Here is a 14,083-nt window from a genome sequence, read left to right on the forward strand (position 1 = left end):
CGTCCCCTCCTTGCCCCCCGAAACCCGGGCCCCGCCGCGGCAACGCGGGTTGGCCCCGGTCCGGATCGCTCCATGCATACCTTGAGCCAGGCAGGTGCGTCCTCTGCCGGGGATGAACCTTGTTGTTTTAATGGAGAAATGGCGTGACCCAGTTGATCCTCTTCAACATATTCAACGGACTGGTCATCGGCGCGTTCTATGCGCTCATGGCCCTGGGCCTGTCCCTGATCATCAACCTGACGAACGTCATCAACTTCGCCCATGGCGGATTCCTCGCACTGGGTGCCTACTTCGCTTATACGCTCGATCCCTACCTGGGGTTCTGGGGCGCGCTGATCGTGTCGCCCTTCCTCGCGGCGATCGTGGGCCTGATCGTCGAGCGCGTGCTCATACGGCCCCTGTACAACCGCGACCCGCTGTACAGCCTGCTACTCACGTTCGGACTCGCCTACGTGCTGCAGGATTCGGTGCGCTTCATCTGGGGCGCGCAGGGCTTGCCGCTCAAGACCCCCGACATCCTGAACTCGTCGCTCAGCCCCACGCTGTTCTTCCTGACGGGCTACCGCGTCTTCATGGTGGCCCTGGTCGCCGTGGCGGTGGCGGTGCTGTTCTACGTCCTGAAGAAAACCCGCGTGGGCATGCGCATACGCGCCGGCACGCTCGATCTGGAAATGGTGTCCGCCCTGGGTGTCGATGTGCGCATCCTGCGCAATCTCAATTTCGGGCTGGGCATCTTTTTCGCGGGTCTGGCCGGTGTGTTGGCGGCCGGCATGCTGGGCCTGACGCCCACCATCGGCGAAGGCCTGATCATGCCGAGCTTCGTGGCGGTCATCGTGGGCGGCCTGGGCAGCCTGGTCGGCACCCTCTTCGGCGGTTTGCTGATCGGCGTAGCGTCGGGCATCGTGACGGTGTTCTACCCATCCGCCTCCGAGGCTTCCATCTACGTGATCATGGCGATCGTGCTGCTGTTCCGGCCGTACGGTCTGTTTGGCGAAAAAGGCGGGACGAAACTGTGAATCACCGCATGAACATACAAAAGAGCTACCAGTGGGTGTTGTGGATCGTGCTGTTGAGCATGCCCTACTGGATCACGCCCCTGGGCGGGTATACGGATCTCGCCACGCGCCTGCTGGTCATCGGGCTGGCGGCGATGGCGACCAACCTGCTGATTGGCCATACCGGTGTCATGTCGTTCGGCCATGCCGCCTATTTCGGCCTGGGCGCTTACGCGACGGGCCTGATCCTTAAGTACGTGATGCCAGGCACACCCGCGGCCTTCCTCGTGGGCATCGTGGTCGGCACGCTGGGGGGCATGCTGATCGGCTACCTGATCGTCAGGCTGCGCGGGATCTACTTCGCGCTGGCGACCATCGCCTTCGGCCAGGTGTTCTACTTCATTGCCTTTCGCTGGAATTCGGTCACCGGCGGGGACAACGGCCTGCGGGGTTTTCAGCGCCTGCCGATAGACCTGGGGTTCATGAAATTCGACATCACGTCCAGCCTGGCTTTCTACTATGTCGTGCTGACCGTTCTGGCGGTCTGCGCGTATGCCATGGCCACGATCCTGCGGTCTCCATTCGGGCATACGCTTCAGGCTATTCGCGAGAACGAACGCCGCGCGCAGTTCCTGAGCATCCCGGTCAACCGCCACATCTGGATCGCCTACACCATCTCGTGCTTCTTCGTGTCGGTCGCGGGCTCGCTCTACGCCCTGCTCAACAACTTCGCCAGCCCCCACGACCTGTACTGGACGCAGTCGGGCGACTTCGTGCTGATGGCGGTCATCGGCGGCATGCGTTCCTTCTGGGGCCCGCTGCTCGGGGCCGCCATCTTCGTGGTGGCGCAGGACTATCTTTCCGGCGTTACGCAAGACTGGATGTTCTTCATCGGGATGATCTTCGTGCTGGTCGTGCTGCTGCTTCCCCGCGGCATCGCTGGGCTGATCCAAAGGAGGACCCGATGAGCGTTCTCGAAGTCCACAACGTTTCCCAGCATTTCGGCGAGCTCGTGGCAGTGAACGGTGTCTCGCTCACCGTCGAACCGGGCGAGCTGCACGCGATCATCGGTCCGAACGGCGCGGGCAAGACCACGTTCTTCAACATGATCAGCGGGTTTTACCGGCCAACGAAGGGCCGTATCGTGTTCGATGGCATCGACGTCACGGACGTGCCGCCGCAAAATCGCGTGGCCATGGGCATGGCGCGAACCTTCCAGATTACCGAGGTCTTTCGCGAGCTGACCGTGCGGGAAAACCTGCGCATTGCCGTCGAAGTGACGCAGGGCCTGAGGCTCAGGCTGTTTCGTTCCCGGCAACAGGCCCGCGAAACCGAGGACCGCATCGACGAACTGCTGGAGATGGGCGGGCTGACCGACAAGGTCGACCGCCACGTCGGCGAACTATCGCACGGCGATCAGCGCTCGACGGAAATCATGATGGCGCTCGCGTTGAAACCCAAACTGCTGCTGCTGGACGAACCCGCGGCGGGCATGGGCAACAAGGAAACCTACGAAACCGCGCTGCTGATACGCAGGCTGCACCGTACGCAAAAGCTGACGATAGTCCTGGTCGAGCACGACATGCGCGTCATTTTCAACCTCGCCGATCGCATCACAGTCCTGACCGAAGGCGAAGTCCTGGAACAGGGCACGCCCGACCAGATCGCCGCCAGCGAGAAAGTACAAGTTGCCTATCTGGGGGAAACACATGAAGGCGCTTGAGGTGCAGCAACTCAATACCTATTACGGCAAGAGCCATATCCTTCACGGCATCGATCTTGACGTCAACGAAGGCGAACTGGTCACGCTGCTGGGCCGCAATGGCGCGGGCAAATCCACCACGCTGCGCAGCATCATGGGGCTGACGCCGGCGCGCGCCGGGCACGTGAAAATATTCGGCACGGATTCCACGCATCTGCCGCCGTTTCGCATCGCCAGCCTGGGTGTGGGGCTTGTGCCCGAGGGGCGCCGTGTCTTCTCCAACCTGACTGTCGACGAAAACCTCAAGGTGCCTGTGGACCGCCCGGGGCCGTGGAATGTCGCCCGCATCTATCGAGCCTTTCCGCGGCTGGCCGAACGCAAGGGTCACAAGGGCGGGCAGCTATCCGGGGGCGAGCAGGAAATGCTGTCCATCGCCCGCGTCCTGCTGCTCAATCCCAGGCTGCTGATGCTCGACGAACCTTCCCAGGGGCTGGCTCCGTTGATCGTGCAGAATGTATTCGACATCATCGTCGCCGCGCGCAACGAAGGCACCGCGGTGCTCCTGATCGAACAGAACGTCCGCGCCGCGATCGGTATTGCCGATCGCGCCTACGTGCTGGACCGGGGCATCATCACGTATAGCGGTGTTGCCTCGGAATTCGGCAAGGACGAGCAGCGCGTGCAGGAGCTAGCCGGTGCCAGTGCCCAGAAATGGGAGTTCCCTGACGATTGATCGCGATGAACGTTCAGACGGCGGAGTGCCTTCTGGAACGTTCCAGGAGCGTCAGGAAATGATCTCGAGCCTGGCGATTCGCCAGGTAACGGTCTTGGCCCCTGCGTCGCGGAACTCTTGCTGCAAAATTATCTTTCCTTTCCCAGCCGCATGACGAACGCAGCAGCCAGCATGGCAATGGCGAAAGGCAAACGTTTGCCCCACGAAACAGGGCAACGCGCTAGAAGCGGCACTCCAGAAACCGGGTCTTAAGTAAACGCCGCGCAGGCCGTTAATCAGTTAACCCGGTTCATTCGCACATGCCGTTCAAACATGCACAGCACATACAACATCTGGCTGGTCGTACTTTCGCTGATCGTCGCGACGCTCGCTTCCTATACGGCGCTCGATCTGGCGGGGCGTATCACGCTGCTGGGCAGAACCACCGCGCGCCATGCGTGGCTGGCGGGCGGCGCGGCGGCGATGGGCGTCGGCATCTGGTCGATGCACTTCATCGGCATGCTCGCGTTCTCGCTACCGATCCCGCTTGGTTACGATCTGCGCACGACCGGGTACTCACTCGCGATTGGGATACTCGTGTCCTGGTTCGCGCTCTTTATCGTTACGCGAGACGTGCTCAAGCCGTCGCGGCTGGTCGCGGCCGGCATCCTGATGGGCCTCGGCATTGCCGGCATGCACTACACCGGCATGGCTGCGATGCAGATGCAACCGGGCATTCACTACGATCCGGAGCTTTTGGGTGCATCGATTGCGATTGCGATGATTGCCGCGACAGCGGCGCTGTGGATCGCGCATGCGCTGCGCGATTCGCAGCAGCGCTTCGTGATCGCGAAGCGGGTCGGCGCGGCGTTCGTGATGGGACTCGCGATCACGGGCATGCATTACACCGGCATCGCGGCCGCCGATTTTCCAGCAGGCGCGATCTGCGGCGCCGCGCGCGGCATCAATTCCGAATGGCTCGCGACGAGCGTCACGCTCTTCAGCTTTGCCATCCTCATCGTCACGCTGATGATGTCCCGTTTCGATGCGCGCACCACGCTGCTGACCGGTTCGGTATCGCGGCTGAACGGACAGATCGTACACATGGCCGCGTTCGACGCGCTCACCGACCTGCCGAACCGTCTGGCGCTCACCGGGCGCATCGCGGCCGCCATCGAGACGTCGCGGCGCAACGGGAACCTGTTCGCGATCCTGTTCATGGATCTCGACGGCTTCAAGACGATCAACGATTCGCTTGGCCATTCCGTCGGCGACGAGGTGCTCAAGGCGTTCGCGCAGCGACTGTCGAGCTGCGTGCGGGACAGCGACCTGGTGGCGCGTCTGGGCGGCGACGAATTCGTCGTGCTGCTCGAAGGTCTGGCGACATCGCGTGAAGCGGAAGAGGTGGCCGAAGGCGTGCTCGAGAGGATGCGCAAGGGCGCATGGAGCGACGGCCAGCCGATGCAGGTGACGCCGAGTATCGGCATTTCGCTGTATCCGGCCGACGGCGACACCGTCGATACGCTGCTGAAAAACGCCGACGCCGCGATGTACGAAGCAAAACGCGCGGGCCGGGGCACATACCGGTTCTTCGAAGCCGGCATGAACGAAGCTGCCACGCGCACGCTGAAAATTCAGGGTGCGCTGCACGATGCGCTTTCGTCGGGACATTTCTCGCTGCATTTCCAGCCCAAGTTTCGCGGCGACAGCGGCGAGCTTGCCGGCGCGGAGGCATTGCTCCGGTTGAATCATCCTGAACTGGGCCTGCTTGCGCCGATGGAGTTCATCCCGATCGCCGAGCGCTCGGGGCAGATCGTGCACATCGGACATTGGGTGGTGCGCGAGACGTGCCGGCAGATTCGCCGCTGGATGACGGAGGGCCTCCCGGCGATGCGTGTCGCGATCAACCTGTCTCCACGACAGCTGATGCAGCTCGACCTCGTGAGCACGGTGCTGGAGATCGTGCGTGCGGAAAACGTCGAGTGCCATCAGATCATGTTCGAAATCACCGAAACCGTTGCGATGCAGGACGCGCCGAAAACCATCGAGATGATTCACGCGTTCCAGGCGCATGGCTTCGAAATCTCGATCGACGATTTCGGCACGGGCTATTCGAGCCTCGCCTATCTGCAGCGCTTTCGCGTGAAGCAGCTGAAGATCGACCGCTTCTTCACGAACGGTCTCGATGCGGATGGTCACGAAGGCGACGCGATCGTCTCCGCGATCATCGCGCTCGCGCACTCGCTCGAAATGGACGTGGTGGCCGAAGGCGTCGAGACGCCTTCGCAACTCGCCAAACTGAAGACGATGATGTGCGACGAGATCCAAGGTTTCCTGCTCGGCAAGCCGCTCACCGCCGATGCGTTCGGCACGCTCCTGCAGCACACGGTAGCCGCGTAGCGTCGCTGTCCGCTGTCCGCTGCCCGTTCAAGGGCGCCTTGGGGGGTATGCATGGACCGGGTCCGGCGAGGCGCTCTTATAGTGCGCTCCGGTGTCGTCCGGTGTGACGTGTTCGCTGAAGACGCATTGTTTGGGAAAAACAGCGAACGCCCGGCTTCTGCTATCGTCGCGTTCATGCAACCGATCCTGTCCGTCACCCATCTGTCCAAAACCTACGCCACGGGCTTCCAGGCGCTCAGAAATATCAATCTGGCGATACGCCAGGGCGAGATTTTCGCGCTGCTGGGGCCGAACGGCGCGGGCAAGACCACGCTCATCAGCATCATCTGCGGTATCGTCAAGGCGAGCGAAGGCAACGTCGTGGTCGCGGGCCACGACATCGCGCTCGACTACCGCGCCGCACGCTCCATGATCGGCCTCGTGCCGCAGGAACTGACGACAGACGCGTTCGAAACCGTCTGGGCCACGGTCTCGTTTAGCCGCGGCCTGTTCGGCAAGCCTGCGAATCCGGCTTACATCGAAAAGGTGCTGCGCGATCTCTCGCTTTGGGACAAGCGCAACAGCAAGATCATCACGCTTTCGGGCGGCATGAAACGGCGCGTGCTGATTGCCAAGGCGCTGTCGCACGAACCGCAGGTGCTGTTTCTCGACGAGCCGACCGCTGGCGTCGACGTCGAGCTCAGGCGCGACATGTGGAACCTGGTGCGCGAGCTGCGCGACAGCGGTGTCACGGTCATTCTGACCACGCACTATATCGACGAAGCCGAAGAAATGGCCGACCGCATCGGCGTGATCAATGGCGGCGAGATCATGCTCGTCGAAGACAAGACTGAATTGATGCGCAAGCTGGGCAAGAAGCAGCTGACGCTGCAACTGGATCATCCGCTTGCCAGCATTCCAGCCGGTCTTGCCGGCTGGAACCTCGAGCGCGCGAGCGATGGAAACGAATTGACCTATACCTACGACACGCAGGGCGAGGGCGGCAGCATCATCGCGCTGCTCAAGGACATGAACGACGCTGGTATCTCCTTCAAGGATCTTCACACGACACAGAGTTCGCTTGAGGACATCTTCGTGAGCCTCGTGCGAGGTGAACAATGAACCTCCACGCAATCCGCGCGATCTACCGCTTCGAAATGGCGCGTACGTGGCGCACGTTGATGCAAAGCATCATCGCACCGGTGATTTCCACGTCGCTCTATTTCGTGGTGTTCGGCGCGGCAATCGGCTCCCGTATCAAGGAAGTAGACGGCATCAGTTATGGCGCGTTCATCGTGCCGGGTCTCATCATGCTGTCGCTTCTGTCGCAAAGCATCTCCAACGCGTCTTTCGGCATCTACTTTCCGAGATTCACGGGCACGATCTACGAGTTGCTGTCCGCGCCCGTGTCGTATTTCGAAATCGTGGTGAGCTATGTCGGCGCGGCCGCGACGAAATCGATTGTGCTGGGGCTGATCATTCTCGCAACCGCCGGTCTTTTCGTGCCGATCCAGGTTCAGCATCCGTTCTGGATGATCCTGTTTCTCGTGCTGACCGCGCTGACGTTCAGCCTGCTCGGATTTATCATCGGTATCTGGGCGAACAGTTTCGAAAAGCTGCAACTGGTGCCGCTTCTGATCATCACGCCGCTGACGTTTCTGGGCGGCAGTTTTTATTCTGTCAGCATGCTGCCGCCGGTGTGGAAAGTCGTGACGCTGTTCAATCCGATCGTCTATCTGGTGAGCGGATTTCGCTGGAGTTTTTATGGGCTCGCGGACGTCAGTGTAGGCGTCAGTCTTGCGATGACCGGCGTGTTTCTCGCGGTGTTCCTCGTGATCGTGGCGTGGATCTTCAAGACCGGCTACCGGCTCAAGACGTAACAGCACACCCGCTTAAGCCCACCTGCTTAACCGCTACTCACGAGGAGTGCCGTGGCATGGACCGACTTCAGGCAATCGAAGTCTTTACCCGTGTGGTTGAGACCAACAGTTTTTCAAAGGCGGCGGAGCTGCTTGACCTGCCACGCGGCTCGGTCAGCAACCTGATTCAGGGGCTCGAGGAGCACGTTGGCGTGCGCCTGCTGAATCGCACCACACGTTCGGTAAGCGTCACCGACGATGGCGCGCTCTATTACGAGCGCTGCGTGCGTATTCTGGCCGATCTGGCGGAAGCCGATTCGTCGCTGTCGAACAAGATTCAGAATCCTTCGGGCATGATCCGCGTCGACACATCGGGCACGCTGGCGAGAACGCTGCTGCTCCCCATGCTCGACGATTTCTATCGCCGTTATCCGGAGATCGAAGTACGCCTCGGTCTGGCGGACCGCAATATCGATATCGTGCAGGACGGCGTCGACTGTGTGATCCGCATGGGCACGCTCGAGGAATCGAGCCTCGTCGCACGGCGCATCGGCAACGCGCCGCTCACCACCTGCGCTTCGCCGGCGTATCTGGAGGAGCACGGCACGCCCGCGACGATCGAGGACCTGCGTGCGCATCAAGCGGTCAACTATGTGTCCGCGCGCTCGGGAAAGACCTTTCCGTTCGAATTCGAAGTGAACGGGGAGATCGTCAAGGTTTCGCTGGACGGCCCGCTTGCGGTGAACGACGGCACCGTCTATGTGAGCGCAGGCGTGCGCGGCTTCGGCATCATCCAGCCTTCGCGTTTCATGGTTGCGGATCTGATCGGGCGCGGTGAGCTGCGAGAGATCCTGACCGGCTACAAGACGTCGGCCACGCCGCTGTCGCTCGTTTATCCGCATCGCCGCAATCTGAGTTCGCGGGTTCGTGCGTTCACGGACTGGGTGATCGAAATCGCCCGGAACCATCCGGACCTGAACACCTGACGCTTGTCATCCTCCTCACGCGGTGCACGGAAGACCGTTGCACCGACGCGATGCTCACGGCTCTTCCCGTGGATGCAGCTTGCGCAGCGGCTCCAGCAGCGATGAAAGCCCGTTGTGATCGATCTCCTGCATGAGTGCCAGCAACTGGCCGATCTCGCCCGGCGGGAAACCCTTGTTCGCATACCAGTTGAGATACGGGCCAGGCAGGTCCGCGATCAGCCGTCCCTTGTATTTGCCATAAGGCATCACACGGGTGACGAGCAGTTCCAGGTGTTCGGGTTTCATATCGTGTCTGTCTGTTGTGACGGGCGCCAATGCGAACGGGGTTACCGGATCGTGCGGCGACGTGCCCGCAAGATACCCCAACACCGCGCGCATGACGCGCTTTCTCAATACCGTGAGCGGCATGGCGGGATGAAGCAGGACAGTGAAGGGCAGGGCTGGCGGGGCGTGGTTTTAATTACACAAAATTGCAATAAGGCAAATTTGTGCAACACTAGCGGCTACGAGCGCTGCGCCGGCGCGCGGGCGCGAGAGGCGGGGCTCATGACTTGAGCCGTTCTCGCGTCGCATTGCCTGAATATCGTACTGCCTTATGCTGATTCTTCTCAACCTGTTGTCGGGTGTGGCTTTGCTGGTCTGGGGCTCACACATCGTGCGCACGGGCATCCTGCGGGTGCTGGGCGCGGACCTTCGGCGCGTGCTGAGCCACAGTACCCACGGACGGTTCAGGGCGTTCGGCGCAGGCGTCGCGGTAACCAGCCTCGTGCAGAGCAGCAACGCGACAGCCGTGATCGTGACATCCTTCGCCGCTCAAGGGCTGTTGCCGCTTACCAGCGGTCTTGCAATCATGCTCGGCGCCGATGTCGGTACCGCGTTGATGGCGCGGATCCTGACGCTCGATCTTTCATGGTTATCCCCGCTTCTCCTGCTCGTCGGCGTGCCGCTGTTTCTCTCGCGCAAGCAGACGCGCGTGGGTCAAATGGGCCGCACTGCGATCGGCCTCGGGCTGATCCTGCTCGCGCTGCATCTGATTGTCGAAGCCGTGCAGCCGATGACGCATGGCGCCGGTGTGCGCGTCATGTTCGGCGCGCTCACGGGCGACACGCTGCTCGATGCGCTGGTTGGCGCAGCCTTTGCGATGATCTTTTATTCGAGCCTGGCGACGGTGTTGCTCACCGCGACGCTGGCATCCTCCGGCGTGATTTCGCTGAAGGTGGCGCTGTGCCTCGTGATCGGCGCGAATCTCGGCAGCGGGCTGCTCGCGCTGACGGGCACGCTTGCGCAGAATGCCGCCGCGCGCCGGCTGGCGCTTGGCAGCCTTGCGTTCAAACTGGCCGGCGCGCTGCTCATCCTGCCGTTCACGTCGCTGCTCGCGACGGGATTGCCGATGTTGATCAGTCTGCCGCGTGAAGCGGTGGTCGGATTTCATCTGATCTACAACACGCTACGCTGCCTTGCGTGCGTCCCGCTGATCGATCCGGTCGCCCGCATCTGCTCCCGCTTGTTGCCGGACCGCCCCGATCCGAATGGGGAGCTGCGCGCGCGTCATCTCGATGCGGCCGTGCTTCTCACCCCGACGCTGGCGCTCGCCAACGCGGCCCGCGAAGTGCTGCGCATCGGCGACATCGTGCGCACGATGCTCGACAACGTCTCGGACCTCATTCACCACAACGATCTGCAAAAGGCGCGCGAAACGGCGCGGATGGACGACGACGTCGATTACCTCTACGCCGCCGTGAAAGACTACCTGTCGCGCATTTCACGCGAGCAGCTCGACGAAACCGACAGCCGCCGCTGGACCGACATCATTTCGCTGACCATCAATCTCGAACACGCGGGCGACATCATCGAGCGAATCGTCGCCGATATCGAAGAGAAGAAGATCGCCCACCGTCTTTCGTTTTCGGAGGAAGGGGTCGGGGAACTGGAAGACCTGCACGCGCGCCTGGTGGGCAACCTGCAACTCGGACTGTCGGTGTTCCTGAACAGCGACCTGCATTGCGCGGAAATGCTGCTGGCGGAGAAGGAGCGGTTTCGCGATCTCGAACGTGCGTATTCCTACAAGCACCTGGACCGTCTCGCTGGACAGACGGTGCGCAGCATCGAAACCAGCGCGCTGCACCTTGACCTGATCAGCGACATGAAGCGACTGAACTCGCTGTTCTGCTCGACCGCGTATCCCGTGCTCGATGCAGCGGGCGCGTTGCACGACACGCGGCTTCGCAGGCGCACGCTCGATGCGATCCACGTTGCCACGGAGTAGAGGCGTCGCGGCGCGCGCTCAGGCGAGAATCACCTGCTCCAGTTTTCGTTTCAGCGTCGAAAATCCGGCGATTTCAGCGGCCTTGCGGTTCGTGATCAGCAGATCGATGCGGTTGACCGGGCAGTACGCAATGCGACTGCGCTGTCCGATCTTGCTGTAGTCGGCGAGAATCGCCACGCGGTCCGCGTTGTTGACCATCGCGCGCGCCACTTCTGTTTCGGCGTGGTCGAAGTTGGTTGCGCCGCTGCGGTGGTCGACACCGACCGGCGAGAGCAGCGCGATGTCGGCGCGATAGCGCTGGATTTCCGCGATCGTCGTACCGCCGATGGTTGCGAGCGCGCGATCGCTCAACGTGCCGCCGAGCAGGATGACTTCGTTCGCGCTTTCGCCTGATTCGCTCGCACCGCGCAGCTTGAGCGCGACGTCGATCGAGTTGGTAATGATCGTAAGATTGGCGAGCCTCGCGAGTTCCTCGGCCAGCAACGCGGTGGTTGTGCCCGCATCGATAAAGAGCGTCTGCCCGCTGCTGACGATGCCGGTGGCCGCGCGCGCGAGCGCGATTTTCGATTTGACGTGCGTATGGGCGCGTTCGGCGATCGGCGCTTCGTCAGCGGGTTTGATCGCGCCGCCGTGCACACGCCGCAGTTCGCCGAGCGCTTCGAGATCGAGCAGATCGCGCCGCACTGTCTCGCGCGAGACACCGAGATCGGCCATGATGCGTTCGGTCGATACCCGTTGCAGCGTCGAGAGCAGTGCGCGAATGCGCTGATGTCGGTCTTCCTGCCACATACTTTTCCCCGGCAATAGAATCTTTCAGGACGCCCGGCGCCGCCACATGCGAGGCATGCCAGGAACCTGTGAGCGGCCGTCCGCGCGCTCGATTATCAACCGGTTTTACACGACCAATATTGCATTTTTTTGTCGGCTTGCAAATTTGTGTAATTGCTTCTAGCCTTGCTCCGAACCCGGAACATGGTGCATATCCGGATATCGACGGGGCGGGCTTTTCGACGACAGTTGACGTTAGACGACGGCAGACGAAGGCAGGGAAACTTGGCAAATCCGAACGATCGTGTCAGTGCTGAAAGCTGGCCTTATCCGCGGCTCGTCGCGCATCGGTGTGGCGGCAAGCTGGCGCCCGAGAATACACTGGCGGGCATCGACGCGTGCGTGCGCTACGGGTATTGCATGATCGAATTCGACGCCAAACTCTCCGCCGACGACGAAATCTATCTGCTGCACGACGACACGCTCGAGCGCACCACGAACGGCGCGGGTGCCGCCGTCGACCGCACGTGGAAGGAACTCGCGCAACTCGATGCGGGCGCGTGGTTTGGTCCGCAGTTCGCAGGCGTTCGCCTGCCGACACTGGCTGAAACGGCCGCACGTTGCGGCGATGAAGCGCTTGCCGCCAATATAGAAATCAAGCCGTGCCCCGGCCGCGAAGCGGAAACGGGTCATCTCGTCGCGCGCGCCGCGCTGGATCTCTGGCGTACGCAGACCCAGCCGCTACTCTCGTCGTTTTCTTTCGAAGCGCTTGCTGCCGCCCGCGATGCCGTTCCGGAACTGCCGCGCGGGATGCTGTTCGAAGACGTCCCCGAAGACTGGCTGCGTATCGTGCGTGAGCTCGACTGCGTATCGCTGCATGCCGACCATCGGCACCTGAACGCGCGGCGGGTCGCGGATATTCATGCCGCCGGGTTGCGCGTGCTGGCCTATACGGTCAACGACCCGCTGCGCGCGAATGAGCTCGGTGAATGGGGCGTTGACATAATTTGTACAGATCGCATCGATATCATCCGGGCCGGCGCGGGTGCTGCGTCGCCGGCCGCGCGATAGATTCAACGCACATTCAACGCGCGTGAAGCAGCATGTCGTGTCGTGGCGCAGTACCGCAGACCTGATCGGATAGCAGTTTTCCCAACGTAGCAATGTCGGCAGAGGGTGGAAAAAACATGAACCGGACCTGGGCACATTCTTTTGTTTCGATGTCGGCGATCGCTGTTGCTGCGGCGATGTGCATGAACAGTGCGTCTGCCGCGCCGCCGGATGCGCTCGTCGCGGCGGCAAAGCAGGAAGGCCAGTTGACGGTGATCGCGCTGCCGCACGACTGGTGCGGCTATGGCCCGATGATCGCGGCTTTTCAGGCAAAGTACGGCATCAAGATCAACGAGCTGAATCCCGATGCGGGTTCGGGCGATGAACTCGAATCGATCAAGGCGAACAAGGGGAACAAGGGCCCGCAGGCGCCTGACGTGATCGACGTCGGCCTGTCGTTTGGTCCGCAGGCGAAGGCGGCGGGTCTGCTGCAACCGTACAAGGTCTCGACGTGGAAGTCGATTCCCGACGCGCTCAAGGATGCCGAAGGCTACTGGTACGGCGATTACTACGGGGTGCTCGCGTTCGAAGTCAACGCGGACATGATCGACAAGGTGCCGACCGACTGGCCCGACCTTCAGAAGCCGGATTACCGGAATGCGGTTTCGCTCGCGGGCGACCCGCGTTCGGCGAATCAGGCGATCCTGAGCGTGTTCGCAGCGGGCCTGTCGGCGTCGAAAGGCGATGCATCGAAGGCCGACAAGGCCGGTCTCAAGTACTTTGCCGATCTGAACAAGAGCGGCAACTTCGTGCCGGTCATCGGCAAGGCGGCATCGCTTGCGCAGGGCACGACGCCGATTGTCGTGCGCTGGGACTACAACGCGCTGGCTGACCGCGACACGCTGAAGGGCAATCCGAAGGTTCAGGTCGTGGTGCCGAAGACGGGTGTCGTCGCAGGCGTCTACGTGCAGGCGATCAGCGCGTTCGCGCCGCATCCGAACGCCGCGAAGCTGTGGATGGAGTACCTGTATTCGGACGAAGGCCAGATTGGCTGGCTGACGGGCTACTGCCATCCGATCCGTTACAACGAACTGGTCGCCTCGAAGAAGGTGCCGCAGGCGCTGCTCGACAAATTGCCGCCCGCTGCGCTCTACAAGAACGCGGTGTTTCCGACGCTTCAGCAACAGGACGCGTACAAGGACACGATCTCGAAGCAGTGGGATGCCGCGGTCGGCGCGAACGTGAAGTAATCCAGGCGCAAGCCCGGATTAACAGGGCAGTACGGCGATGAACCCGGCGGGGGGGGGGGGGGGGGGGGGGGGGGGGGGGGGGCGGCGGGGGCGCCGGGCCGGGCGGGGCCCGCGCG

At 62.1% G+C, this 14,083-nt stretch carries 13 protein-coding genes; 11 read left to right on the forward strand and 2 right to left on the reverse strand.

What is annotated here, in order from left to right; genetic code table 11:
- The first annotated feature begins 143 nt into the window (after nt 1–143).
- From LPA34_RS26280 to LPA34_RS26315, 8 genes are all read left to right on the forward strand, one after another.
- Nucleotides 144–1,016, forward strand: coding sequence for a branched-chain amino acid ABC transporter permease (locus LPA34_RS26280; protein WP_228983957.1), 873 nt, complete (start codon nt 144–146; stop codon nt 1,014–1,016).
- 8 nt (nt 1,017–1,024) lie between these two features.
- A complete protein-coding gene (locus LPA34_RS26285) occupies nt 1,025–1,963 on the forward strand; it encodes a branched-chain amino acid ABC transporter permease (RefSeq protein ID WP_228983959.1) in 939 nt (312 codons plus the stop codon).
- Complete coding sequence (locus tag LPA34_RS26290) at nt 1,960–2,718, forward strand: ABC transporter ATP-binding protein (protein WP_228983961.1); 759 nt, start codon at nt 1,960–1,962, stop codon at nt 2,716–2,718. Before LPA34_RS26285 ends, LPA34_RS26290 begins: the two co-directional genes overlap by 4 nt.
- Nucleotides 2,705–3,430, forward strand: a complete 726-nt coding sequence (locus LPA34_RS26295) for an ABC transporter ATP-binding protein (protein ID WP_228983963.1) — start codon at nt 2,705–2,707, stop codon at nt 3,428–3,430. Before LPA34_RS26290 ends, LPA34_RS26295 begins: the two co-directional genes overlap by 14 nt.
- Nucleotides 3,431–3,742: 312 nt before the next feature.
- Complete coding sequence (locus LPA34_RS26300) at nt 3,743–5,809, forward strand: putative bifunctional diguanylate cyclase/phosphodiesterase (protein WP_228983964.1); 2,067 nt, start codon at nt 3,743–3,745, stop codon at nt 5,807–5,809.
- A 174-nt stretch (nt 5,810–5,983) separates the two neighbouring features.
- Nucleotides 5,984–6,910 (forward strand): ABC transporter ATP-binding protein, encoded by a 927-nt coding sequence (locus tag LPA34_RS26305; protein WP_228983979.1) that lies wholly within the window; start codon nt 5,984–5,986, stop codon nt 6,908–6,910.
- The gene (locus LPA34_RS26310) at nt 6,907–7,668 is read left to right on the forward strand and encodes an ABC transporter permease (RefSeq protein ID WP_228983967.1); all 762 of its coding nucleotides are present in this window, start codon (nt 6,907–6,909) and stop codon (nt 7,666–7,668) included. The genes LPA34_RS26305 and LPA34_RS26310 overlap by 4 nt, the downstream gene beginning before the upstream one ends.
- Before the next feature lie 56 nt (nt 7,669–7,724).
- Nucleotides 7,725–8,633 carry a LysR family transcriptional regulator gene (locus LPA34_RS26315; RefSeq protein WP_228983969.1) on the forward strand — a complete coding sequence of 303 codons (909 nt, stop codon included), beginning with the start codon at nt 7,725–7,727 and terminating at the stop codon, nt 8,631–8,633.
- A 54-nt stretch (nt 8,634–8,687) separates the two neighbouring features.
- Here LPA34_RS26315 and LPA34_RS26320 read toward each other — a convergent pair whose 3' ends face one another.
- Nucleotides 8,688–8,918, reverse strand: coding sequence for a DUF3820 family protein (locus tag LPA34_RS26320; RefSeq protein ID WP_228983970.1), 231 nt, complete (start codon nt 8,916–8,918; stop codon nt 8,688–8,690).
- A 310-nt stretch (nt 8,919–9,228) separates the two neighbouring features.
- Here LPA34_RS26320 and LPA34_RS26325 point away from each other — a divergent pair, with 310 nt between their 5' ends.
- Nucleotides 9,229–10,899 carry a Na/Pi cotransporter family protein gene (locus tag LPA34_RS26325; RefSeq protein WP_228983972.1) on the forward strand — a complete coding sequence of 557 codons (1,671 nt, stop codon included), beginning with the start codon at nt 9,229–9,231 and terminating at the stop codon, nt 10,897–10,899.
- A gap of 18 nt (nt 10,900–10,917) precedes the next feature.
- On the opposite strand, the gene LPA34_RS26330 is transcribed toward LPA34_RS26325, so the two are convergent.
- Complete coding sequence (locus tag LPA34_RS26330; protein ID WP_228983974.1) at nt 10,918–11,688, reverse strand: DeoR/GlpR family DNA-binding transcription regulator; 771 nt, start codon at nt 11,686–11,688, stop codon at nt 10,918–10,920.
- A 264-nt stretch (nt 11,689–11,952) separates the two neighbouring features.
- Between LPA34_RS26330 and ugpQ the strand changes: the two genes are divergently transcribed.
- The gene (gene ugpQ / locus LPA34_RS26335) at nt 11,953–12,738 is read left to right on the forward strand and encodes a glycerophosphodiester phosphodiesterase (protein WP_228983976.1); all 786 of its coding nucleotides are present in this window, start codon (nt 11,953–11,955) and stop codon (nt 12,736–12,738) included.
- Between the two features lie 116 nt (nt 12,739–12,854).
- The gene (locus tag LPA34_RS26340) at nt 12,855–13,967 is read left to right on the forward strand and encodes an ABC transporter substrate-binding protein (RefSeq protein ID WP_228983977.1); all 1,113 of its coding nucleotides are present in this window, start codon (nt 12,855–12,857) and stop codon (nt 13,965–13,967) included.
- Nucleotides 13,968–14,083 lie beyond the last annotated feature (116 nt).

Source organism: Paraburkholderia gardini (assembly GCF_907164575.1).
GTDB lineage: Bacteria > Pseudomonadota > Gammaproteobacteria > Burkholderiales > Burkholderiaceae > Paraburkholderia > Paraburkholderia gardini.